At 62.5% G+C, this 22,851-nt stretch carries 17 protein-coding genes and 5 pseudogenes; 16 read left to right on the top strand and 6 right to left on the bottom strand.

The annotated features are described in order from the left end of the window. Nucleotides 1–129 precede the first annotated feature (129 nt). The 16 genes and pseudogenes from urtA to ureG all read left to right on the top strand — a co-directional run bounded on the left by urtA (nucleotide 130) and on the right by ureG (nucleotide 14,022). Nucleotides 130–1,419, top strand: a complete 1,290-nt coding sequence (gene urtA / locus F3Y30_RS19755; protein WP_203424363.1) for an urea ABC transporter substrate-binding protein — start codon at nucleotides 130–132, stop codon at nucleotides 1,417–1,419. 291 nt (nucleotides 1,420–1,710) lie between these two features. Then, a pseudogene (gene urtB / locus F3Y30_RS19750) lies at nucleotides 1,711–3,326 on the top strand (urea ABC transporter permease subunit UrtB). Continuing rightward, nucleotides 3,323–4,519, top strand: a complete 1,197-nt coding sequence (gene urtC / locus F3Y30_RS19745) for an urea ABC transporter permease subunit UrtC (protein WP_203424362.1) — start codon at nucleotides 3,323–3,325, stop codon at nucleotides 4,517–4,519. Before urtB ends, urtC begins: the two are co-directional and overlap by 4 nt. Nucleotides 4,520–4,524: 5 nt before the next feature. Further along, nucleotides 4,525–5,277 carry an urea ABC transporter ATP-binding protein UrtD gene (urtD, locus tag F3Y30_RS19740; RefSeq protein WP_203424361.1) on the top strand — a complete coding sequence of 251 codons (753 nt, stop codon included), beginning with the start codon at nucleotides 4,525–4,527 and terminating at the stop codon, nucleotides 5,275–5,277. Nucleotides 5,278–5,523: 246 nt separating this feature from the next. Further along, entirely contained in the window at nucleotides 5,524–6,219 is a 696-nt protein-coding gene (urtE, locus tag F3Y30_RS19735; protein WP_203424360.1) for an urea ABC transporter ATP-binding subunit UrtE, read from the top strand. Nucleotides 6,220–6,295: 76 nt separating this feature from the next. Further along, nucleotides 6,296–7,098 (top strand): annotated as a pseudogene (locus tag F3Y30_RS19730) (urease accessory protein UreD). A 20-nt stretch (nucleotides 7,099–7,118) separates the two neighbouring features. After that, on the top strand, nucleotides 7,119–7,421 hold the full coding sequence (locus tag F3Y30_RS19725; RefSeq protein ID WP_203424358.1) for an urease subunit gamma: 303 nt from the start codon (nucleotides 7,119–7,121) through the stop codon (nucleotides 7,419–7,421). A 4-nt stretch (nucleotides 7,422–7,425) separates the two neighbouring features. Continuing rightward, nucleotides 7,426–7,680 (top strand): DUF1272 domain-containing protein, encoded by a 255-nt coding sequence (locus F3Y30_RS19720; protein ID WP_203424357.1) that lies wholly within the window; start codon nucleotides 7,426–7,428, stop codon nucleotides 7,678–7,680. Between the two features lie 15 nt (nucleotides 7,681–7,695). Further along, nucleotides 7,696–8,001 carry an urease subunit beta gene (locus F3Y30_RS19715; protein WP_203424356.1) on the top strand — a complete coding sequence of 102 codons (306 nt, stop codon included), beginning with the start codon at nucleotides 7,696–7,698 and terminating at the stop codon, nucleotides 7,999–8,001. 76 nt (nucleotides 8,002–8,077) lie between these two features. Continuing rightward, nucleotides 8,078–8,431: pseudogene (locus F3Y30_RS19710) on the top strand (lysozyme inhibitor LprI family protein); the annotation flags it as partial. Nucleotides 8,432–8,462: 31 nt separating this feature from the next. Next, entirely contained in the window at nucleotides 8,463–9,104 is a 642-nt protein-coding gene (locus tag F3Y30_RS19705; protein ID WP_203426697.1) for a Urease operon accessory protein, read from the top strand. A gap of 57 nt (nucleotides 9,105–9,161) precedes the next feature. Further along, nucleotides 9,162–10,872: pseudogene (gene ureC, locus F3Y30_RS19700) on the top strand (urease subunit alpha). 206 nt (nucleotides 10,873–11,078) lie between these two features. Continuing rightward, nucleotides 11,079–12,002: a GGDEF domain-containing protein gene (locus F3Y30_RS19695; RefSeq protein WP_203424354.1), complete on the top strand. Its 924-nt coding sequence runs from the start codon at nucleotides 11,079–11,081 to the stop codon at nucleotides 12,000–12,002. Nucleotides 12,003–12,170: 168 nt separating this feature from the next. Next, complete coding sequence (gene ureE, locus F3Y30_RS19690) at nucleotides 12,171–12,647, top strand: urease accessory protein UreE (protein WP_203424353.1); 477 nt, start codon at nucleotides 12,171–12,173, stop codon at nucleotides 12,645–12,647. After that, nucleotides 12,640–13,310: pseudogene (locus F3Y30_RS19685) on the top strand (urease accessory protein UreF). Before ureE ends, F3Y30_RS19685 begins: the two are co-directional and overlap by 8 nt. Before the next feature lie 97 nt (nucleotides 13,311–13,407). Then, nucleotides 13,408–14,022, top strand: coding sequence for an urease accessory protein UreG (gene ureG / locus F3Y30_RS19680; RefSeq protein ID WP_203424352.1), 615 nt, complete (start codon nucleotides 13,408–13,410; stop codon nucleotides 14,020–14,022). 72 nt (nucleotides 14,023–14,094) lie between these two features. On the opposite strand, the gene F3Y30_RS19675 is transcribed toward ureG, so the two are convergent. The 6 genes from F3Y30_RS19675 to F3Y30_RS19650 all read right to left on the bottom strand — a co-directional run bounded on the left by F3Y30_RS19675 (nucleotide 14,095) and on the right by F3Y30_RS19650 (nucleotide 22,850). Beyond that, nucleotides 14,095–14,778 carry a Crp/Fnr family transcriptional regulator gene (locus F3Y30_RS19675; RefSeq protein ID WP_203424351.1) on the bottom strand — a complete coding sequence of 228 codons (684 nt, stop codon included), beginning with the start codon at nucleotides 14,776–14,778 and terminating at the stop codon, nucleotides 14,095–14,097. 271 nt (nucleotides 14,779–15,049) lie between these two features. Beyond that, nucleotides 15,050–18,373, bottom strand: a complete 3,324-nt coding sequence (locus F3Y30_RS19670) for an efflux RND transporter permease subunit (RefSeq protein WP_203424350.1) — start codon at nucleotides 18,371–18,373, stop codon at nucleotides 15,050–15,052. Between the two features lie 140 nt (nucleotides 18,374–18,513). After that, nucleotides 18,514–19,716, bottom strand: coding sequence for an efflux RND transporter periplasmic adaptor subunit (locus F3Y30_RS19665; protein WP_203424349.1), 1,203 nt, complete (start codon nucleotides 19,714–19,716; stop codon nucleotides 18,514–18,516). A gap of 363 nt (nucleotides 19,717–20,079) precedes the next feature. Continuing rightward, entirely contained in the window at nucleotides 20,080–21,072 is a 993-nt protein-coding gene (locus F3Y30_RS19660; RefSeq protein ID WP_203424348.1) for an ABC transporter substrate-binding protein, read from the bottom strand. Nucleotides 21,073–21,099: 27 nt separating this feature from the next. After that, nucleotides 21,100–21,969 (bottom strand): ABC transporter permease, encoded by an 870-nt coding sequence (locus F3Y30_RS19655; RefSeq protein ID WP_203424347.1) that lies wholly within the window; start codon nucleotides 21,967–21,969, stop codon nucleotides 21,100–21,102. After that, entirely contained in the window at nucleotides 21,966–22,850 is an 885-nt protein-coding gene (locus F3Y30_RS19650) for an ABC transporter permease (protein ID WP_203424346.1), read from the bottom strand. The genes F3Y30_RS19655 and F3Y30_RS19650 overlap by 4 nt, the downstream gene beginning before the upstream one ends. Between the last annotated feature and the right edge of the window lies 1 nt (nucleotide 22,851).

Raw genomic sequence — 22,851 nt, 5'->3', positions numbered from 1 at the left:
CCGTCATCTACGCAATATGTCGTATGTGCAGTGCAACGTGACTCCCCGATGATCCCTTAAGCAACGGTTAAGGCGCCTCCCGCCCCGTTGCGACCCAGGAGCCAGATAAGAACTAGAGGGGTTCATCCGATGAATATCAAGGCACGCGCCGCTGGCGCATTCCTCGCAGCCGTGTTGTCGAGCACTGCTCTGCACGGCGCATTCGCTGCCGACGACACCATCAAGGTCGGCGTTCTGCATTCGCTTTCCGGCACCATGGCGATCTCCGAGACGACGCTCAAGGACGCCATGCTGATGCTCATCGAGGAGCAGAACAAGAAGGGCGGTCTGCTCGGGAAGAAGCTCGAAGCCGTCGTCGTCGATCCGGCGTCCGACTGGCCGCTCTTTGCCGAAAAGGCTCGCGAACTGATTTCCGTCGACAAGGTTGCCGCCGTGTTCGGTTGCTGGACCTCGTCCTCGCGCAAGTCGGTTCTTCCGGTGTTCGAAGAACTGAACTCCATCCTGTTCTATCCGGTCCAGTACGAGGGTGAAGAATCCTCGCGCAACATCTTCTACACGGGTGCAGCACCGAACCAGCAGGCCATCCCCGCCGTCGACTACCTGATGGCCACGGAAGGCGTCGAGCGCTTCGTTCTCGAAGGCACCGACTACGTCTATCCGCGCACCACCAACAAGATCCTCGAGGCCTATCTGATCTCGAAGGGTGTTGCGAAGGAAGACATCCTCATCAATTACACGCCGTTCGGCTTTTCCGACTGGCAGACGGAAGTCGCCAAGATCAAGGAATTCGGCTCGGCCGGCAAGAAGACCGCCGTCGTCTCGACCATCAACGGCGACGCCAATGTTCCCTTCTACAAGGAACTCGGCAACCAGGGGATCAAGGCAACGGACATCCCGGTCGTGGCCTTCTCGGTTGGCGAAGAAGAACTCGCCGGTCTCGATACCAAGCCGCTCGTCGGCCATCTCGCTGCCTGGAACTACTTCCAATCCGTCGATGCTCCGGTCAACGCGGAGTTCATCAAGCAGTGGCATGCCTTCACGAAGAACGACAAGCGCGTGACCAACGACCCGATGGAAGCCGCATATATCGGCTTCAGCGCATGGGTTAAGGCTGTTGAGGCTGCCGGCACGACCGACACCGACGCGGTTCTGGACACCATCATCGGCACCAGCGTCCCGAACCTTTCGGGCGGCTACTCAACCGTCATGCCGAACCACCACATCACCAAGCCTGTCCTCATCGGCGAAATCCAGGAAGACGGCCAGTTTGAGATCGTTCAGCAGACGCCGGCCGTCGTCGGCGACGAGTGGTCGGACTACCTGCCCGACTCCAAGGACCTGATCTCCGATTGGCGCAAGCCCCTGTCCTGCGGCAACTTCAACGTGGCAACGGGCAAGTGCGGCGGCAAGGGTTCCTGATCCGGCATGAACCTTCAGGCGGAGCGGCCGGCGAACCGGTCGCACCGCTCGGTATAGCGTAAGCAGCCAAACTGCCCTGCTAGCTCCGCCGGGGGATCTTCTCCCGGCGGAGGACCTTCCTCAGGACAACCGGACGGTGAAGCTGCGGCTGGCATGCTTCCTGCATCGTTGCAAGAAGGAGCGGGTCTCGCCGGCCTGACGCCTTCTGATCGATCTCCGGTCGGGCTGCCTGCGGAAATACTAGGCAATCGCACGGCGTTGTGCCGCGCGGGACAAAGAGCAGAAACACTCATGTATCGCGCCCTTCAGATCTTTTTCGTCCTTGTGTGCCTGGTCGTCAGTGGTCTTGCGACCGGTGTGCGGGCACAGGAAAACATCAAGCCGCTGGTGGATGCGCTCGGCACGGGGGCTTTCCCCAGCGCGTCGCAGCCGTCAAGGCGCTCGCCGCATCGGGCGACCCACATGTCAGCGAGATCCTGACCTATCTGGCGGACGGCAAGCTCTACGCTCCGAAGAACGGCGGCGCCGTCTACCTGCTCGGCGGCACGGAGGATGCTCCCGTGTTCTCCGATCCCCTCTCGGGTGCCCCGGCTGCCGACGTCGCGCCGGCAAGCCTGCAGAAGATCAAGCTCAACAACTCGTTGCGTGGCGCCATCAGCGCCGCCCTCAGCCAGCTGACGCTCCTCAGCCCTGACCGGTCAGCCCGGTTGGTGGCGGCCCAGGATCTGCTGAAAAAGCCCGAAGCCGACAACCTGGAGCTTCTGACCAGCGCACTTGCGCAGGAGCAGGATGCGGAGATCAAGGCGACGATGGAAGCCGCGCGCGCGGTCATCCTCCTGCAGACCGATGCGAGTGCCGAGGACAAGAAGGCCGCAATCGACACCATTGCCGCGCGCGGCAACCGCGACGCGCTGAATACGCTTACTGCGGCCCTCTCGAGCGCACCGGCCGACCTGGTTCCGGCGATCCAGCAGAATATCGACGCGATCAATCGCTCTCTCGCCGTCTGGGATGTGGCGCAGAACATCTGGTACGGCCTCTCGCTCGGATCGGTGCTGCTCTTGGCGGCGATCGGCCTTGCGATCACCTTCGGCGTCATGGGCGTCATCAACATGGCCCATGGCGAAATGGTCATGCTCGGGGCCTATACGACCTATGTCGTGCAGCAGGGGGTCAACACCTTCGCGCCGGGGTTCAGCACCTATTCGCTCGCACTCGCCGTCCCCGCGGCCTTCCTTTTCACCGGTCTTGTCGGCGTCTGCATCGAACGCGGCATCATACGATGGCTCTACGGCCGGCCGCTGGAGACGCTGCTTGCCACATGGGGCCTTTCGCTCATCCTGCAGCAGGCGATCCGCACGATCTTCGGTCCCACGAACCGGCAGGTGGACAACCCCAGCTGGATGTCGGGCGCGTTCGAACTCGGCGCAATGTCCATCACCTGGAACAGGCTCTGGATCATCGTCTTTTCGCTCGGCGTGTTCGTGGCGTTGCTGCTGTTGCTCAAGCGCTCGAAGTTTGGGCTCCAGATGCGGGCGGTAACCCAGAACCGCCGCATGGCCTCGTCCATGGGCATTCGCACGCCGTGGGTGGACGCACTCACCTTCGGGCTCGGCTCAGGCATCGCCGGCATGGCCGGCGTGGCACTCTCCCAGATCGACAACGTCTCGCCGAACCTCGGCCAGAACTACATCATCGACAGCTTCATGGTCGTGGTCTTCGGTGGTGTCGGCAATCTCTGGGGCACGTTCGTCGGAGCAATGTCGCTCGGCATCGCCAACAAGTTCCTGGAGCCCTATGCCGGGGCAGTTCTCGGCAAGATCTTCATCCTCGTTCTCATTATCCTCTTCATCCAGCGGCGGCCGCGCGGCCTGTTCGCTCTCAAGGGAAGGGCGGTCGAACAATGATCACCCAAATGCTTCTCCGCAATCACGACAGGAAGGTTGTCACCGTCGCCTTTCTCATCCTGCTCGCCGCACTGGCCGTGCCGGTTGCCAACCTGGCGATCCCCGCAGGAAATCCACTGCACGTGCCCGACCACCTCGTGCCACTCCTTGGCAAGTATCTGTGCTATGCGCTGCTTGCGCTCGCCCTCGATCTGGTCTGGGGCTATTGCGGCATCCTCTCGCTCGGACACGGCGCCTTCTTCGCTCTCGGCGGCTACGCCATGGGCATGTATCTCATGCGCCAGATCGGCTCACGCGGCGTCTATGCCAATCCCGTGTTGCCGGACTTCATGGTCTTCCTGAATTGGCAGGAACTTCCCTGGTACTGGTACGGGTTCGACCGCTTCTGGTTCGCGGCGCTGATGGTGCTCGCCGTGCCCGGGCTTCTCGCCTTCGTCTTCGGCTGGTTCGCCTTTCGCTCGCGCGTTACCGGCGTCTATCTTTCCATCATCACGCAGGCCATGACCTACGCCCTGCTCCTTGCCTTCTTCCGCAACGAGATGGGTTTCGGGGGCAATAACGGGCTCACGGACTTCAAGGACATCCTCGGCGCAAACGTGCAGGCGAGCGGGACGCGCGCGGTCCTCTTTGCCGCCACCGCAATCGCGCTTGCCGCAGCACTTGTACTGAGCTCCGCAATCGTCAAGTCGAAGTACGGCAAGGTCCTGGTTGGCGTGCGTGACGCGGAAAGCCGGACGCGCTTCCTCGGCTACCGGGTCGAGAACATGAAGCTCTTCATCTTCACCGTGTCGGCCATGATGGCAGGTATCGCGGGCGCGCTCTACGTGCCGCAGGTGGGCATTATCAACCCGGGCGAGTTCGCGCCGGCAAACTCCATCGAAGTCGTCATCTGGACGGCGGTCGGCGGCCGCGGGACCCTGATCGGGCCAATCATCGGCGCCGTCCTCGTAAACTTCGGCAAGAGCGTGTTCACCGCGGCGTTTCCCGAGTTCTGGCTGTTTGCGCTCGGTGCACTCTTCGTGGCCACCACGCTCTTCCTGCCGAAGGGCATCGTCGGCACGATCCAGCAGTTCGCCCGTTCGCGCAAGGAGAAGCAGGCAGCCGCCGCGGCGGAGAGCGCATACCAGGACGGCGGCAGCGGCAAGGGCGGACTCGGCTCTCTCGCATCGCCCGAACCCCAGGCAGCGGAGTGACCGCCATGAACGAGAAAGTCTCCACCAGCATTCTCTACCTCGACGGCGTCTCCGTTTCCTTCGACGGCTTCAAGGCACTGAACTCGCTCTCCTTCGTGGTCGAGCCGGGTGAACTCAGAGCCATCATCGGACCGAACGGAGCGGGCAAGACGACGATGATGGACATCATCACCGGTAAGACGCGTCCGGACGAGGGGCAGGTCTTCTTTAACGGGGAAATCGACCTCACCAAGCGCGATGAGGCGGACATCGCCCAGCTCGGGATCGGGCGCAAGTTCCAGAAGCCGACCGTGTTCGAGAGCCACACCGTATGGGACAACATCGAGCTTGCCCTGAACCGTAAGCGCGGCGTCTTCGCAACCCTGTTTTACCGGCTTACGCCCGAAGACAAGGCCCGCATCGAGGAAATCCTCGAGACCGTCCGGATGCTGGGGCGCAAGGACGAGCTCGCCGCCAACCTCTCCCATGGCCAGAAGCAGTGGCTGGAGATCGGCATGCTCCTTGCCCAGGAACCGAAGCTGTTGCTTGTCGACGAGCCGGTTGCCGGCATGACCGACGCCGAGACGGCGGAAACGGCGATCCTGCTCAAGGAGATCGCCAAGACGCGGTCGGTCGTCGTGGTCGAGCACGATATGGGCTTCATCCGGGATCTCGGCGTCAAGGTCACATGCCTTGCGGAAGGCTCGGTGCTTGCCGAGGGATCGATCGACTTCGTGAGCAACGATCCGAAGGTGATCGAGAACTATCTGGGGCGGTGATCCGATGCACTACAATGTTTCCATGTTCGCGATGCTGGTTTCCCCGCTTTCACCTCCCTCCGTCCCGTCCGATGCCCTTCCGCTCCAGGGAATACACGGGATTTCGAGTTTCATGGCCCCTCACGCAGACGAATGGGCGGTGTTCGCGCAAAGGGATCGCTCGCAAACAATCATTCCCCTTGAAGGGAGCATTCCGGCAAAGCCGTCAGAGGGGGACATGACCCCCGCAAATTCGGGAGGTGCGGTATGCTGACCGTCGACAACATCAATCTTCATTACGGGGCGGCTCAGGCGCTGCGCGGCGTATCGATCTCGGCGCCGATGGGCAAGATCACCTGTGTTCTCGGGCGAAACGGCGTCGGCAAGACGAGCCTTCTGCGTGCGATCACCGGCCAGCACGCGACGAGTGCCGGCACCATCTCGTTCAACGACACGGCGCTCAACGGCATGGCACCCTATAACAGGGCCAAGCTCGGCGTCGGCTTCGTGCCGCAGGGGCGCGAGATCTTCCCGCTCCTGACGGTCAAGGAAAACCTTGAATCCGGATACGCCCCAGTGCCGCGCAGCCAGCGCTTCATCCCCGACGATATTTTCAGCCTCTTCCCCATCCTGCAGTCGATGCTCGGCCGGAGGGGCGGCGACCTTTCGGGCGGCCAGCAGCAGCAACTGGCGATCGGCCGCGCGCTAGTGACGCGCCCGAAAATCCTCGTTCTCGACGAGCCGACCGAAGGCATCCAGCCATCGATCATCAAGGATATCGGCCGGGCGATCAAATACCTCCGCGATTCCACGGGGATGGCAATTCTGCTTGTGGAACAGTATCTTGATTTTTGCCGCGAACTTGCGGATCACGTCTACATCATGGATCGCGGCGAGATCGTCCACCAGGGACCGGCCGAAACGCTCGACACCCCGGAGGCGAGGCGGCATCTGACGGTTTGACGCCGCACCGAACGATGGGGGCGCGATTGCCGCGGAAATACCGATGGGATGGGCGGAGCAGGTGACTGTGCAGACGATGGCGAGGCCCCAGCGGGCACGGGGGGCGGCCGGCTGAAGACGAAGTCTCTCGGCGGCACTACGCGTCTCGATACCTTCTACCAGGAAGGCTGCGCGAAGATCCGCCTTCCCAAGACCTTCGACACATCCATGGAGGCCGTGCTCATCAACACGGCTGGCGGACTGACGGGCGGCGATCGGCTCGACTGGGTGTTCGAGGCGGAAGCCGGCACGCACCTCACACTCACCACGCAGGCCTGCGAGAAGGTCTACAAGGCGAACGCCGGCACGGCGACGGTCGAGACCCGTATCGGGGTTTCCTCCGGCGCCCGGGCCGACTGGCTGCCGCAGGAGACGATCCTCTTCGACCGGGCATCGATGACGCGCAATCTCGATGTCGAGCTTGCTGACGATGCCGAGTTCCTGGCGGTGGAGGCCGTGCTGCTCGGTCGCAAGGCCATGGGCGAGACCATGGTCGAGGGGCTGTTTCGCGACCGGTGGCGCATCCGGAGGAAGGGGCGGCTGATCCATGCCGAAGAGGCCCGGCTTTCCGGTCGCATCGCGGAGATCGGCGCGGCATCGGCGGTTCTCGACGGCAACCTTGCGTTTGCAACTGTACTTTTCTGTGGGCGAGGCGCCGAGGGTGCTCTCGAGCCTGTCCGCAAGCTCCTCGGCACGTCGCTGGCTGGCGCAAGTCATTGGCAAGACAAGCTTGTTGCCCGCGTGGTGGCTCCCGATGGCTTTGCCCTCAGAAAAATTCTCATCCCGGTGATTTCGCACTTGCGGAACGGAGCGTCAGTGCCGAAAGTCTGGACACTGTGAGTTGAACGAATGGAACAACGATGAACCTGACCCCCCGCGAAAAAGACAAACTGCTGATCGCAATGGCGGCCATCGTGGCGCGCAAGCGGCTGGAGCGCGGCGTGAAGCTCAACCATCCGGAAGCGATCGCGCTCATCACGGATTTCGTGGTGGAAGGCGCGCGTGATGGGCGTCCCGTCGCCGAACTCATGGAGGCAGGCGCGCATGTGCTGACGCGCGCCCAGGTGATGGAGGGGATTGCGGAAATGATCCACGACATCCAGATCGAGGCGACCTTTCCCGACGGCACCAAGCTTGTAACCGTCCACGAACCGATCCGGTGATCCCATGCTGGAACTGCGTCCCAATTGCGAGTGCTGCGACCGCGATCTGCCGCCCGAAAGCCGGGACGCGATGATCTGCACTTTCGAGTGCACGTTCTGCGCCGACTGCGCGACCGGGGTTCTTTCCGGCATCTGCCCGAACTGCAGCGGCGAACTGGTTCGTCGGCCGGTGCGACCGGTTGAGAAACTCGAGAAGTATCCCGCATCAACCAGGCGTGTCCTCAAGGCGGAAGGCTGCGGCCCCGCCAGGGCTGCCTGACGGAAGGAAACGAAGATGATCCCAGGCGAAGTCATTGCCGCGAGCGGCGAGATCGAACTCAATGTGGGCCTGCCTGTCGTGACGCTGGAGGTTTCCAATACAGGCGACCGGCCAGTGCAGGTCGGCAGCCACTATCATTTCTTCGAGACCAATCCCGGTCTCGTCTTCGAACGCGAGAAGGCGCGCGGCATGCGGCTCGATATTCCCGCAGGCACGGCCGTGCGCTTCGAGCCGGGGCAGACGCGCTCAGTCAATCTCATCCCCTTCGCCGGCAAGCGCGAGATCTACGGTTTCCGCCAGGACGTGATGGGAAAACTCTGATGCGTTTCGCAGGTCCCTTGCTGCTTGCCGGCGCGCTTGCGGTTTTCGCGCCGCCCGCGGGGCCGAGGACGCAGTCCCTCAGGTCGATTGCGCCAATGCGATGACGCAGATGGAGATGAACATCTGTGCGGGCAGGGACTACGAAGCGGCCGACGCGGAGCTCAACCGGGTGTATCGCGAGACGCTGAAGGCGATGGAGAAGACCGACAAGGACCTCGCCGAACTGGATCCCGCCTATGTCGGCGCCGTGGAGGCGCTCAAGAAGGCCCAGCGGGCATGGATACCCTATCGCGACGGGCAGTGCGAACTGGCAGGCTTCGAGGCGCGCGGCGGATCGATGGAACCGATGCTCGTATCCGGCTGCCTTGCCGACCTGACGCGCAAGAGAACCGACGAACTGAAGAGCCTTGTGCAGAGTTCCCAAAACTAAGGACGTGGATTTGGCTGAGAGCCGAACGGTAATGATTGTCGGAAACGGAGACCTGCCGGACGATGCTGCCGGCAGGATCGACGCGTCCGACATCGTGATCCGCTTCAACGACTGCCGTTCCGTCGGAAGGGGCGGGACGAAGACCGATATCATCGCTGTCTGCAACACAGGCAGGCCGGCACTGTCGATGCTGGCTGGAGGCGTCTGGAAATCGAGCCCCGCCGTCGAGCGGGCATCCGAATTCTGGGGGGTGCGCGATCCCGCGAAGTTCGAGGCGATGAGGGCGACGCTTGCCGGGACCCATCCCGAGCTCGACGATTTCTGCGACGACTACACCGAGGGATTTGCGACTTTTGCCGCGGTCACGGGGCGAAGGTTCCGCGTCATTCCGGCCGCCGTGCACGAAACCCTTGACGATGAGTTGCTTGCGCTAGCGCCGCCGCCCTACGTGGTGCCGAGCTCCGGCCTCGTCGTCATCGCGGACGTGCTAGAGACCATGGCGGGACCCGATGATACCGTTGTGCTCGCCGGCTTCGGTCATGCCGGCTGGGAGTGGCATCCGTTCGAGGCCGAGCGTGCCTGGGCCGACGACCTCGCGCGTGCGGGTCTGGTTCGCCGCCTGCATGCTGCGTCCGATGCCCTACAGCCCGCTATCGCGGAGGTCTCGTCGTGATCGACGCTCCCGTTTACACCCATTCGTCCGAACGTATTCGCTCCCAGAGGTAACATCATGTCCTACAGAATGTCCCGCGCCGCCTATGCCAACATGTTCGGACCGACGACCGGCGACAAGGTGCGCCTGGCGGACACGGAACTCTTCGCCGAGGTGGAAAAGGACTACACGACCTACGGCGACGAAGTGAAGTTCGGCGGCGGCAAGGTCATTCGTGACGGCATGGGCCAGAGCCAGGTGACCCGCGCCGACGGCGCCGTGGACACGGTCATCACCAACGCCCTGATCATCGACCACTGGGGGATCGTCAAGGCGGACATCGGGCTGAAGGATGGGCGGATCGCGGCGATCGGCAAAGCCGGCAATCCGGACACGCAGCCTGGCGTCAACATCATCGTCGGACCCGGCACGGAGGCAATCGCCGGCGAGGGCAAGATTGTAACCGCTGGCGGCATGGACAGCCACATCCACTTCATCTGCCCGCAGCAGATCGAGGAGGCGCTGATGTCCGGCCTCACCACGATGCTCGGCGGGGAACCGGCCCCGCTCACGGAACTCTTGCGACAACCTGCACCCCGGACCGTGGCATATCGCGCGGATGATCGAGGCTGCCGATGCCTTCCCCATGAACCTCGCCTTCGCCGGCAAGGGCAATGCGTCGCTGCCCGGTGCGCTCGTGGAGATGGTCCAGGCCGGCGCGACCTCGCTAAAGCTCCACGAGGACTGGGGCACGACGCCCGCCGCGATCGACTGCTGCCTTTCGGTGGCGGACGAGTATGACGTGCAGGTGATGATCCACACGGATACGCTCAACGAGAGCGGCTTCGTGGAGGACACGATCGGGGCCCTCAAGGGCCGGACCATCCACGCCTTCCATACGGAAGGTGCAGGGGGCGGTCACGCACCTGACATCATCAAGATCTGCGGCCAACCGAACGTCATCCCTTCCTCGACGAATCCGACCCGTCCCTACACGGTCAACACGATCGCCGAACACCTGGACATGCTGATGGTCTGCCATCACCTGTCCTCGTCGATCCCGGAAGACATTGCGTTCGCGGAAAGCCGCATCCGCAAGGAGACGATCGCGGCCGAGGATATCCTCCACGATATCGGCGCCTTCTCTATCATTTCGTCGGACAGCCAGGCCATGGGCCGCGTTGGCGAAGTCGCGATCCGGACATGGCAGACGGCGGACAAGATGAAGCGCCAGCGCGGGCGGCTCGCGACGGAAACCGGCGACAACGACAACATGCGCATCCGCCGCTATATCGCCAAATACACGATCAATCCGGCGATCGCCCACGGCCTCAGCCATGAGATCGGCTCGGTGGAAGTCGGAAAGAGGGCCGACCTCGTTCTGTGGAACCCAGCCTTCTTCGGAGTCAAGCCGGACATGATTTTGCTTGGAGGATCGATCGCGGCCGCTCCCATGGGCGATCCGAACGCATCGATCCCGACGCCGCAGCCGGTGCACTATCGCCCGATGTTCGCTTCCTTCGGCAAGAGCCTGACCAACTCGTCGGTCACCTTCGTGTCGCAGGCAGCGCTTGATCTCGGATTGAAGAACAGGCTCGGCGTGGCCAAGGACCTCGTTGCCGTGAAAAATACCCGCGGCGGCATATCGAAGGCGTCGATGATCCACAACGACCTGACGCCACATATCGAGGTCGACCCGGAGACCTACGAGGTGCGGGCTGACGGAGAACTGCTCACCTGCGAACCGGCAACGGTGCTGCCGATGGCCCAACGGTATTTTCTCTTTTAGGACGAAGATGCCCCGCTACGGCACGAACCCATAAATTCTTAGCGAATAAGTTGAAAGGACGTGAAAGTTCCCCGGCTATTGTCGGCTCATCTTTGCTGCGACCCGGATCCTGCCGGGATCTTTCTGGACGCAGCATTGTTTTGAGTAGCGCTGTCTTGCAGACCAGCTTCGGACTGGTCTGAAGACGTGTCATGTCGGAGAATGAAATGTCAGGAAGTCTGGCGCACTGGATTCGAGCCCGTATCGGGGCCGGTGCGGTGGAAAACAGGGCGGATATATCGACGTTCGTGCTTTATACGGTGCTGACGATGACGGCGCTCGTCACCGCAGTGTTCCTGGCGCTGACGACCGTTCTCGCCGAATTCGAGCTTCTGCCGGTATCCTATGCCACTGCAATTCATCTCGGCAGCCTGAAGACCCTGCTCATCGCGGCGAGCGTTACCGCACTTCTTGCATGCCTTGCCAGCATGGCAATTCAGGAGATGCTGGTGACGCGGGCCGAACACCGCCGGCGCAAGGAGCTTGATCCGCTGTCGGGCCTGCTCAAACGGGACGCCTTCCTCGACTTCATGCACATGACGAAGGTACGCGGTTTTCTCGTGCTCCTCGATATCGATCACTTTCGCATCGTGAACGAGCGCTATGGCAGGGATGCCGGCGATGCGGTCATCGCCGCGCTGGCCGAGGATCTGCGCCGGACCTTTCGCTCGCCGCACATCATATGCCGTTACGGCGGCGAGGAGTTCGCAGTCCTGTTCACCGGAATGGACTACGATGACTGCCTCCTTGGCATCGAGGAAGTACGGCGTTCCATCGGATCGCGCTCGATCCGGGTCGGCACGAGAGCGTTCTCCGTGACGACTTCGGCGGGCGTCGCCGATTTCCGGGAAGACAGGAGCCCGGCCGTCGCGCTCAAGGTCGCCGACCACGCGCTTTATCTGGCCAAGTCGCTCGGACGCGACCGGACCGTCCACGAGTCGGAAACGGAGCAACTTCTGGCACCAAGCCGGCGGTCGGATACCGTGCGGCGGCGAAAGAGCGGCAAGAATTCCAGGGCGCGCGCAGTCAAGCCGTCTCCTGCCGAGCGGCACGCTGGGGATGCGCTTCGGCCCGCCCAAAGTTCCGGCTGACCGATCGACCGTATCCCGTGCGCAGAAATGCCGGGGCTACGTAGTTTGTCGGTTTTCTTGCGCCACCAAACATGCTCTTGTCGGTTCCTTCGCCGCAGGGCGTCCGGCCGGACGAAAAGGGGCCTTGCCCTGGGCGAGCGTCAATTCGCATCATCCGAGGACTGCTCAATGCCCTATCGTTCCACGCAAATCCTGTCTCCAGACACCGAGCACGGAACACTCATCGGAACGATCGTCCTGCAGCATGACCAGCGCCATCTTCGCCGGAAGCTCCTGCACCTGCATGATGACGACGTGGTGATGCTGGACCTCAAGGAGCCGGTGCAACTCGCGCATGGCGACCTTCTGCTGCTCGATACCGGCGACTGCGTCCAGGTGGTGGCCGCGCAGGAGGAACTGTACGAAATCCTTCCACGCAACGGGCTGCATCTCGTTGAACTCGCATGGCACCTCGGCAACCGCCACCTTCCGGCCCAGGTGGAGGAGGGGCGTATCCTTGTTCTCAGGGACCACGTGATCCGCGACATGCTGATCGGCCTCGGGGCGACGGTCAATGATGTCGTTGAGCCGTTTCATCCGGTGCGCGGCGCATATCATTCCTCAGGTGGCCACAGTCACGGACACCATCATCACCACCATGACTGAGGCAGGTTCCACCGCCGCGCTCCTTCGCCTCATCGCCTGGCTTTCACCAGCCTTCCCGGTCGGGGCCTTCTCCTACTCGGGGGGCTCGAGCAGGCCGTTCACGACAATCGCGTCCGGGACCGGGAGAGCCTTTCGAGCTGGACGGCGGCATCGATAATGCACGGGGCACTCTGGAACGATGCCGTGATCATGGCCGAGGCCTATCGGGCAATCTCAGACGAGGAGCGCCTGCGGGCAATCATGGAACTGGCCGAGGCACTGCCCGGCTCCGCCGAGCGCCATCGGGAAACGATGTTGCAGGGTGAAGCTTTCCTTGCTGCGGCCGCCAACTGGCCACATCCGGTGTTCGGCCTCCTCGGCGAGCACGCGGCCTACCCAGTGGCCGTCGGTGCGGTCGCTGGGGCTCATGAGACCGGCCCCGACGCCGCGATCGCCGCCTACCTCCATGCCCAGCTTTCCAACCTCATATCGGTTGCCATCCGCTGCGGCGTGATCGGCCAGAAGGAGGGCGTGGCTACTCTCGCCCAAGCGGAAGGTTTGATCAGTGAAACTGCGTCACGGGCGGCGCGAAGCAGCCTCGACGATCTTGGGTCGGCGGCGATCCTCGCCGATGTGACGAGCCTCAGGCATGAGACCCTTTCGTCAAGGCTGTTCCGCTCATGACCGGCCTTTCCGATTTTGCCATCACGTCTTCCGCGTCCTATCCTGCGCCAAGCACCCTTCAGCGCGCAGCACACATCCATTCCGGAGGTAACATTCCATGACATCGAAAAATGGCCCCTTGCGCGTTGGCATCGGCGGTCCGGTCGGATCCGGCAAAACCGCCCTGACCGAGAAGCTCTGCAAGGCGATGCGCGAGCAATATTCCGTGGCCGTAGTAACCAACGACATCTACACCAAGGAAGACGCGGAGGCGCTGGTGCGCATGCAGGCGCTGTCGTCCGACCGAATCGTCGGCGTCGAGACGGGCGGCTGCCCGCACACCGCGATTCGGGAAGACGCGACGATCAATCTGCAGGCGATCGCCGACCTCAATCGCCGCATCCCCGATCTCGACGTCGTGTTCATCGAGTCCGGCGGCGACAACCTTGCGGCCACCTTCTCACCTGATCTCGCCGACCTGACGATCTACGTGATCTCCGTCTGTCAGGGAGAGGAAATTCCGCGGAAAGGCGGCCCGGGCATCACGCGGTCCGATCTTCTCGTCATCAACAAGAAGGATCTTGCGCCCCATGTCGGTGCGGACCTGGGTATCATGGAAAGCGATGCCACGCGCATGCGCGCAACCCGCCCCTTCGTGTTCTCGGACATGAAGCGGGGAGACGGCATCGACGAAATCGTCGATTTCCTGAAAGTGCAGGGCGGACTTCACTGAAGGCCCGCTTCCGCAGGCGCGAGTACGATACCCTGAGGCCTGACCAGCAGACCTCCAGGGTTGCGGCGTGCTTCAGAACTGGGCGAGCGAGCGCGGATCGCCGATCTGGACCTGGCGGCCACGGACGGTGACGTGGCACGGCCGTAGGGCGGCGAAGGCGCGTGACAGGGCTTCCGGCGCCAGACCGAGTTTGCCGGCAAGCAGACTCTTCGGATAGGGAAGGCGGAACGTCGTGGCCTTGCCGTCATGGCCGCAGTTTTCGAGAAGATACCGGGCGACCCGCTGCACGGCCGTATGAAGGCGATCGTTCGCGACGCAGGCGTAGGAGGCCGAAAGCTGGGATGAAAGCGTCCCGAGGAGGGCCACGGCTACGTCCGGGTGGTGGCTTGCGATATCGCGTACGCGCTTGAGGTTGAAGCCTGCGACGGTGGCTGTTTCTGCCGCCTGGGCGCTGGCCGAGTAGCTGGCATCGCCGAAGGCCGCACTTGGCCCGATCAGTTCCCCGGGGCCGTAAAGCGCCACGTCGGCGCCCCGTCCGTCCGGATTTGCCTTGAAGACCCGGACATAGCCGGTGAGGATGCAATAGAGCGTCTCCGCCGGATCACCCTCGCGGAACAGCATCTGCCGGGGGGCCAGCTTCCCGATCGACACGATCTCCATCATGGATGTCAGCGAAGGACCGTCCAGTCGGGAAAGGACGTTGCAGTTCACCAGAAGGTCGGCGTCACGCGGTGTGGGTCTGAGATGCCTGTTCATCAATCGTCCTCAACCAGTGGCCGCTCATCCGAGCCGAATTGCTCAAGGACGGAGCGAGGTTCCCGTTTCGACGCGTCCGACAGACTGCCCGCCCTTTTGCGCACGGGTGCTCGAGACGCCATTCGATGGTTCTGACGATAGAGGACGCGGGGCAGGTCGAAATTGATTTCGATCAACGGTTCGATGAGCGATGCAACAAGCAGCGATCATAGCCGCGCGAAGACGGCGGCCATCCGATCAAGGACGGCCGACCAAGTGGCTGGATAATGTCCTATTCAGCCGCCAGCGCCGGATGGTTGAGAACGTTGGACTTTCCCACGGCACGCTTCTGGCCTTCCAGCTGCTGTTCGAGCGACTCTATGCGTTCGCCGAGTTCCGCGACGTTCTTCGCATTTTCCTCGGCCAGGCGAGTCAGTGCTTCGGGCTCCAGCACCTCGCCTTCCTCGTCCTTCTTGCCGACAAGGCGGCCGAACGACCAGGCGAGCAGCCGCGACAGGTCGTCCATGATCAGGAAGAAGGAGGGGACGATCACGAGGCTCAGCACCGTGGAAACGATGATTCCGCCGATCACCGCGATCGCCATCGGCGCGCGGAACGAGCCGCCTTCGCCAACACCGAGCGCAGACGGCAGCATGCCGGCGGACATGGCGATCGACGTCATGATGATGGGACGGGCGCGCTTGCGACCTGCTTCCACCATCGCCTCCTTCCGCTCCATGCCCCGGTGCATCATCTCGATTGCGAAATCGACGAGCAGGATGGCATTCTTGGTCACGATGCCCATCAGCATGAGAATGCCGATCAGCACAGGCATCGACAGGGCGTTCTGCGTCAGGATGAGACCCGCAGCCACGCCACCGATCGCGAGTGGTAGCGAGAAGAGGATGGTGAAGGGCTGGATGACGTCCTTGAACAGCAGGATAAGGACCATCAGAACCAGCATCAGGCCGAGCAGCATGGCCTTGCCGAAATTCTCGACCATCTCGGCCTGAACCTTGGCGTCGCCACTTTCGGCGAACTGCACGGTCGGCGGCATGTCGATGCTCGAGGCGATTTCCTTGAATCGGGCCGTCGCGGTATCGAGCGCCACGCCCGGTCGCAGGTCGGAGCCGATCGAGACGACGCGGTTGCGGTTGTGACGCTTGATGGCGCTCGGACCTTCCGAATAATCGATATCGGCGACGCTCGAAAGCGGGACCATCGCGCCCGTGGCCGTGGCGATCTTGAGGTTACGGATTGCAGCAAGGTCGGCGCGGAAGTCGCGGTCGACCTGCACGCGGATCGGGATCAGCCGGCCGTCGAGCGAGACCTTGGTCAGCTGCGAGTCGATGTCCCCGATGGTGGCGACGCGCACCACTTCGGAAATCTGCGCGGTGGTGATGCCGAGGCGCGCCATCTGGTCATAGCGGGGACGGATCTGCAGTTCCGGCCGTGGAAGGGATCCTTCGGAGCTGACGTTCGACAGGACCGGGTCGGCCCGGAGCTTGGCTTCCAGCAGGCCGACGGTGTTGTTGAGATCCGCCTCGTCATTGGAAAGGAGGTTGAACGCCAGGTCGCGCTCGCCGCGGTCGTTGAGCTTGATGATCCGTACGTCGGGCAGGTCGCGAAGGGTGGCGAAGAGTTCCTTTTCGATCTCCCACTGCGGCCTGATGCGGCCATGCGGTTCCAGTTTCGGAACGTAGCTCCCGACCAGGGGAAGCTTGGCCAGCACGCCGTTCACGAGCTTGTAGGCCAGCGAATGGTCGAGCTTCTCCAGGATGACGGTCACAGAGGCCCGGCGCAGTTCGAGGTCGCCCTTCGGAGAGGAGCCGCCGAGCACGAAAACGCTCTCGACCCCGTCGAGGTCCTTCACCCGTTCGTAGATCTCGCTCGTGGTGCGGTCGGTGTCCTCCAGCATCGCATCGGGCGGCAGTTCTACCGAGAGGACGACGCGTGACGCATCTTCCGGCGGCATGAAGCTGCCCGGAACGGTCGAAAGCAGCATCACCGATCCGACGAGGAATCCGATCGCCGCAAGCAGCGTCGCGTAACGGCTGTACCAATGGCGGGTCGTCACGGTGACGACCCAGGTGTAGCCGCGCATGAACAGCCCGTCTTTCTCTTCCTCATGACCGTCGGCGTCACTGGATCGCATGAGGTAGGCGGCCATTACGGGTGTGACCAGGCGCGCGACAAGAAGCGAGAAGAAGACCGAGACGGCGACCGTCAGGCCGAACTGGATGAAATACTGGCCGGCGATGCCCGGCATGAAGGAGACGGGCACGAACACAGCGATGATCGTGAATGTCGTGGCGATCACGGCAAGACCGATCTCGTCCGCCGCCTCGATCGCGGCGCGATAGGGCGTCTTGCCCATCTTGATGTGGCGGGCGATGTTCTCGATCTCAACGATCGCGTCATCGACGAGGATGCCTGTCGCGAGCGTCAGCGCGAGGAAGCTGACGAGGTTCAGCGAGAAGCCCAGGAGATCCATGATCCAGAAGGTCGGAATCGCGGATAGGGGTAGGGCGACGGCGGAAATGAGGGTCGCGCGCCAATTCCTGAGGAAGAGCAGGACGACGATGATCGCGAGCAGCGCACCTTCGATCAGCGTGTGGATGGCGGATTCATAGTTGCCGTAGGTGAAATATACGGCATCGTCCACGAGCTCGATCGAAACTTCCGGGTTCTTTTCCCTCACCGTAGCGAGCGACTTCTGGACAGATTCCGCGACCGTGACCTCGCTCGCGCCCTTGGAGCGAAACACCGAGAAGGTGACGACGGGCGTGCCGTTGAAGCGCGAGAAGGAGCGCGGTTCCTCATAGGTGTCGGAAATCCGGCCGAGCTCCGACAGCCGCACGAAGCGCCCGTTCGGAAGGGCGATCGTCGAATTCGACAGCTTTTCTACCGACCTCGCGTCGCCAAGCACGCGAATTGCCTGTTCGCTACCGGCGATTTGGCCGCGGCCGGAACCGATGTCGGTGTTCATGCGGCGCAGCTGCGCGTTCACATCGGCCGCCGATACGCCGTAGGAATCCAGCCGGTCCTGGTTAAGGTCGATGCGAATTTCCCGGTCCGCGCCACCGTAGCGCTCGATCTTGCCAATGCCGGACTGGCCCTGCAGCGCTCGCTTGACCGTATCGTCGACGAACCAGGAGAGTTCCTCGAGCGTCATGTTGGGCGAGGATACCGCGAAGGTCTGGATCGCCTGGCCCTCGACGTCGATCTTGGTTACGACCGGCTCGTCCACCGATGCGGGCAGGTCGCTGCGGATCCTGTCGATCGCATCCTTGACGTCCTGGAGCGCCTGGTTGGTGGGAACCTCGATCTCGAACAGCACCGACGTGACCGAGCTGCCGTCCGTCACCGTAGACATGATCTCGTCGACGCCGGAAATGCCGGCGACGGCATCCTCGATTTCCTTCGTCACCTGCAGTTCGAGCTCGGCAGGAGCCGCGCCGCTCTGCGTGACGGTGATCGCCATGACAGGAACGTCGATATTCGGAAAGCGCGTGATCGGCAGCGTCAGGAACGACTGAATCCCGACGAATACGAGAAGAACAAAGGCCAGGAGAGGCGCAATCGGGTTGCGAATGGACCAAGCAGAAAAGTTCATTAGCTCAAAAGTCCTCTCGTCAGAACCGACCGTCTCTTCGTCGGACCTCGATGTGCCTCACATTACAGCATCCGGCGGATCAATGGGCCGGTATCCCGCGGCGAGCGCATCAGTCATTGCACCCGTATCCGTCAGCGCATTCAGTTCGTCGCGGCCGATGCCGCCTTCACGGGCTTGATGCGATCGCCGTCGCGTACATAGGCTCCGGCCTTCGCGACCACTTCGTCGCCGGCCGCAAGCCCGTCCACGATCTCGATCACTTCGCCGTCCTGTATGCCGGTCTCGACCTTGACCATCTCCACCACGCCATCCTTCACGCGCCGGGCCACAGTTTGACTGCGCGACGTCGTGACGGCGGAGAGGGGCAGAACCAGTCCGTCCTTTTCCTCTGCGATGATCTCGGCACTTGCAAACATGCCGGCGCGTGCTTTTTCAGGCTGCTCGATCCGGATGAACACGCGGCCGAGGCGCGTCTGGGCGTCGAGCGTCGGTTCGATCAGGCGGATGCTGCCGGCCAATTTCGTATGCCCACCGGTCAAGGTCACGGTCGCCTTCTGACCCGGCGCAAGTTTCTGGATGTACTCTTCTGAGACGTCCGCCTTGAGTTCGATCTCGCCGTCGCGAATGAGCGAGAACATGGGTTCGGCATTGCCGGCGGCGATTGCGCCGACCTTCGCGGTCCGGGCCGATATCACGCCGGCGACCGGCGTCTTGACCGCCGTGCGTTTCAGCTTGAGTTCGATGTCGGCAATCTGTGCTTCGACCATCTTGATGTCGGCCTGTGATACGGAGACGGCTCGCTCCGCCCAGCTTACCCGTGCCTCGGATGCCGCCGCGGCAGTCGTTGCCTCGTCTGCGGCCGCCTGGGACTGAGAGCCACTCTTGGCGAGCTTTACGGTCCTGTCGCGAACGCGGATCGCCTCCTCCGCGTTCCTTTGCGTCTCGACCAACTGCGCCTCGATCTGCGCCTGGCTGGCGTTCGCGCGCGCGAGCGTTGCTTCCAGATGGCTCTTCTCGAGCACGAGCGCGTCATCGTTCAGCGTGGCTAGCACATCGCCAGCTTCCACCTTGTCGCCGACATCGGCTTCGAGCGTGCGGATGGAAAGGCCCTCGACCAGCGGGGCAACGTAGATTTCCTGCACCGGTTGGATCGTTCCGGTGGCGATGACGCGATCGACGATCTTCTGCTTCTTCGCCTCGGTCACGACGATCGCAGGCAAATTCTCGACCTGATCCGTATCATTGACGCTCGCGACGGCATCGGCAGCGAAAGACGCGGCCGGAGTGGTCGCCAGCAACAGGGCGACGGAAAGACGCAATGCGTTTGTGTATCCACGAGCCATCGGCCGACTTCTTTCGAACCAAGAGTAGCGTGCAGTCGCGTCGGCCCCTGATGGTCCTCTTGCCGAAACGCGTATTCCTTCCCAGATTGGCCGACCGCCGGAACACTCGTTCCGATAGCATCGGCGGCGCGCTGAAATCGCCTGCTCCAAGCTGCCAAACCTATGTAATGAGAGGTTCAAAGGCTTGCAAGGCCTCGACAAAATGGTGCCTCACGATTTTATCCGTCGCTGTGCGCCAAAGCAACAGAGCTCAGTCAAAACCCTCGAATCTCACTGGGATTTCGGTCAATCGCACCATTTCCAACTGAAAAGGGCGCGGAAAATCGCTCCGCGCCCCGATTCTACCGCCGGATCCAGCCTCTGCTACTTCAGGGCCTCATCCGTTACCGCGTGGGTCCAGGCGCCTTGCGGCTCCTTCGAAATCACGGGGTCGGAGCCGCCGGAAAGAAGGGAGGCAACGGTGCGCTTGTAGTCGGCCTCGTCGAGCGCGCCGTTGGAGCCGGCCGTCAGCTTTGCCACTTCGCCCATCATCCGCTTCTGGTGCGCTTCAGTCTGGGCACCGGTCGAGTCGTTTTCGAGCACGATATCAGCTGCTTCGTCCGGATTGGCCTCGGCGTACTTCCAGCCCTTCATCGAGGCACGCACGAACCTGACCATCTTTTCCTTGAAGGCCGGATCGGCAAGCTTGTCTTCCAGGACATAGAGGCCGTCCTCGAGGGTGGCGACACCCTGGTCCTCGTACTTGAAGGTGATCAGGTCTTCCGGCTTGATGCCGGCGTCGATGACCTGCCAGTACTCGTTGTAGGTCATGGTGGAGATGCAGGCGGCCTGCTTCTGGATGAGCGGATCGACGTTGAAGCCCTGCTTGAGAACCGTCACGCCGTCGGCGCCACCATCCGTCTTGATCCCGAGATGGCTCATCCACGACAGGAACGGATATTCATTGCCGAAGAACCAGACACCCAGGGTCTTGCCCTTGAAATCCGCAGGCGTCGCGACGCCCGATTCCTTCAGGCAGGTCAGCATCATGCCCGAGGACTTGAAGGGCTGTGCGATGTTGACGAGTGCCACGCCCTTTTCGCGTGTCGCCAGCGCCGACGGCATCCAGTCGACGATCACGTCTGCGCCACCGCCTGCGATGACCTGTGCCGGTGCGATGTCCGGTCCGCCCGGCTTGATTTCAACGTCGAGGTTTTCCTCTTCGTAGAAACCCTTGTCCTTCGCCACGTAGTAGCCAGCGAACTGGGCCTGGGTCACCCACTTCAGCTGCAGTGTCAGCTTGTCTGCGGCCTCGGCCTGGAATGCGGCAAGCGAGAAGGCGCTTGCCATCAGAAGCGATGCGATTTTTGTTTTCATGTTCGTTCCCTCTTTTTTGTTGGATAGTTACGCCTGGCCACCACGGACAGACGGATGCCAGAAGGTGACCGCCCGCTCGACGAGCGCGACGATACCGTAGAAGACGGAGCCAGCCACCGCGGCGATCGCGATCTCGGCCCAAACCATGTCGACGTTCATGCGGCCCACTTCCGTGGAAATCCGGAAGCCCATGCCGACGATGGGCGTTCCGAAGAATTCCGCCACAATGGCACCGATCAGGGCCAGCGTGGAATTGATCTTGAGAGCATTGAAGATGAAAGGCCACGCGGCGGGAAGGCGAAGCTTCACCAAGGTCTGGAACCAGCTCGCCGCATAGGTGCGCATCAGGTCGCGCTCCATGTGGCTGGCGGAGGCGAGCCCGGTCACGGTGTTCACCAGCATGGGGAAGAAGGTCATGATGACCACGACTGCGACCTTGGATTGCCAGTCGAAGCCGAACCACATCACCATGATCGGTGCTACGCCGATTACCGGCAGGGCGGAGACGAAATTGCCGAGCGGCAGCAGGCCCTTCTGCAGGAACGGCGAGCGGTCGATGGCGACCGCCATCAGGAAACCGAGGCCGCATCCGAGCACGTAGCCGGGAATGACGGATTTCAGGAAGGTCTGTCGGAAGTCCGCCATCAGCGTCGGCACGGAATTGATCAGACGTGCCCAGATCATGGTCGGTGCCGGCAGGAGCACGGAAGGAATGGCGAAGCCGCGGACTATGCCCTCCCACAGCACCAGTATGGTGATGCCGAAGAGCAGGGGTACGGCGAGCCGCGCCGCCCGCTCGGCGAGCGGACTGGAGAAGTGCCGGCGCACCAGCCATTCGTTGAAAGCCCAGGCGACGAGCCAGAATAGAAGGGCTGCAACCAGATAGGAAGAATTCATGGCCTTGCCCCCATTCGCTTGAGCACGGCGGTGTGTGCCATGCCCACGATCACGACGAGCAGGGCCGCGACGGCGGCGGCCATGAAAAGGGCTGCCCAGATCTGGACGGTTTGCCCGTAGTAGGAGCCGGCCAGCAGACGCGCGCCGAGACCGGCGACTGCGCCCGTCGGCAGCTCGCCGACGATCGCACCGACGAGCGAGATTGCGATGGCCACCTTCAGCGAGGTGAAGAGGTAGGGCATGGATGCCGGCCACCGCAGCTTGAGGAAGGTCTGCAGGGGTGAGGCATTGTAGGTGTGCATGAGATCGAGCTGGATCGCCTCGGGGCTGCGCAGCCCTTTCACCATGCCTACGACGATGGGAAAGAAGCTGAGATAGGTGGAAATGAGTGCCTTCGGCATCAGGCCGGATATGCCCACCGCGTTGAGGACGACGATGATCATCGGCGCGATTGCCAGGATCGGGATTGTCTGGCTCGCGATGACCCATGGCATCAGCGACCGATCCATCGCGCGATTGTGCACGATGCCGATTGCCAGCAGGATACCGAGCACGGTTCCCATGGCGAAACCGGCAAGAGTTGCCGAGAGCGTCACCCAGGCGTGGTAGACGAGGCTGCGCTTGGACGTTACCGCCTTGTTGACGGTCGTGTCCCAGAGCTCGACTGCCACCTGGTGCGGCGCCGGCAGAACCGGACGTTCCTGGAACATGGTTTTCGGCACGATCTCCGAAAAGGTTATCGTCGTGCCCGCGCGTGCCGCCGTATCGCGCTCGAAGGGCGCGTTCAGAACGACGACGAAAACATACCAGATGACGACGAGCGCCAGGACGACCGTGCTTATCGGAAGAAGACGATCCCTGAAGAAGCTGTGTTCCCGCATC

It is taken from the genome of Sinorhizobium sp. BG8, assembly GCF_016864555.1.
Lineage (GTDB): Bacteria > Pseudomonadota > Alphaproteobacteria > Rhizobiales > Rhizobiaceae > BG8.
The sequence above is the reverse complement of the archived record's forward strand: the minus strand, read 5'-3'. Positions and strand labels throughout refer to the sequence as shown.

Bases quoted from the DNA above. Each gene is read 5' to 3' on its own strand.
- urtA (WP_203424363.1), top strand. From the start codon at position 130: ATGAATATCAAGGCACGCGCCGCTGGCGCATTCCTCGCAGCCGTGTTG.
- urtC (WP_203424362.1), top strand. From the start codon at position 3,323: ATGATCACCCAAATGCTTCTCCGCAATCACGACAGGAAGGTTGTCACC.
- urtD (WP_203424361.1), top strand. From the start codon at position 4,525: ATGAACGAGAAAGTCTCCACCAGCATTCTCTACCTCGACGGCGTCTCC.
- urtE (WP_203424360.1), top strand. From the start codon at position 5,524: ATGCTGACCGTCGACAACATCAATCTTCATTACGGGGCGGCTCAGGCG.
- F3Y30_RS19725 (WP_203424358.1), top strand. From the start codon at position 7,119: ATGAACCTGACCCCCCGCGAAAAAGACAAACTGCTGATCGCAATGGCG.
- F3Y30_RS19720 (WP_203424357.1), top strand. From the start codon at position 7,426: ATGCTGGAACTGCGTCCCAATTGCGAGTGCTGCGACCGCGATCTGCCG.
- F3Y30_RS19715 (WP_203424356.1), top strand. From the start codon at position 7,696: ATGATCCCAGGCGAAGTCATTGCCGCGAGCGGCGAGATCGAACTCAAT.
- F3Y30_RS19705 (WP_203426697.1), top strand. From the start codon at position 8,463: ATGATTGTCGGAAACGGAGACCTGCCGGACGATGCTGCCGGCAGGATC.
- F3Y30_RS19695 (WP_203424354.1), top strand. From the start codon at position 11,079: ATGTCAGGAAGTCTGGCGCACTGGATTCGAGCCCGTATCGGGGCCGGT.
- ureE (WP_203424353.1), top strand. From the start codon at position 12,171: ATGCCCTATCGTTCCACGCAAATCCTGTCTCCAGACACCGAGCACGGA.
- ureG (WP_203424352.1), top strand. From the start codon at position 13,408: ATGACATCGAAAAATGGCCCCTTGCGCGTTGGCATCGGCGGTCCGGTC.
- F3Y30_RS19675 (WP_203424351.1), bottom strand. From the start codon at position 14,778: ATGAACAGGCATCTCAGACCCACACCGCGTGACGCCGACCTTCTGGTG.
- F3Y30_RS19670 (WP_203424350.1), bottom strand. From the start codon at position 18,373: ATGAACTTTTCTGCTTGGTCCATTCGCAACCCGATTGCGCCTCTCCTG.
- F3Y30_RS19665 (WP_203424349.1), bottom strand. From the start codon at position 19,716: ATGGCTCGTGGATACACAAACGCATTGCGTCTTTCCGTCGCCCTGTTG.
- F3Y30_RS19660 (WP_203424348.1), bottom strand. From the start codon at position 21,072: ATGAAAACAAAAATCGCATCGCTTCTGATGGCAAGCGCCTTCTCGCTT.
- F3Y30_RS19655 (WP_203424347.1), bottom strand. From the start codon at position 21,969: ATGAATTCTTCCTATCTGGTTGCAGCCCTTCTATTCTGGCTCGTCGCC.
- F3Y30_RS19650 (WP_203424346.1), bottom strand. From the start codon at position 22,850: ATGCGGGAACACAGCTTCTTCAGGGATCGTCTTCTTCCGATAAGCACG.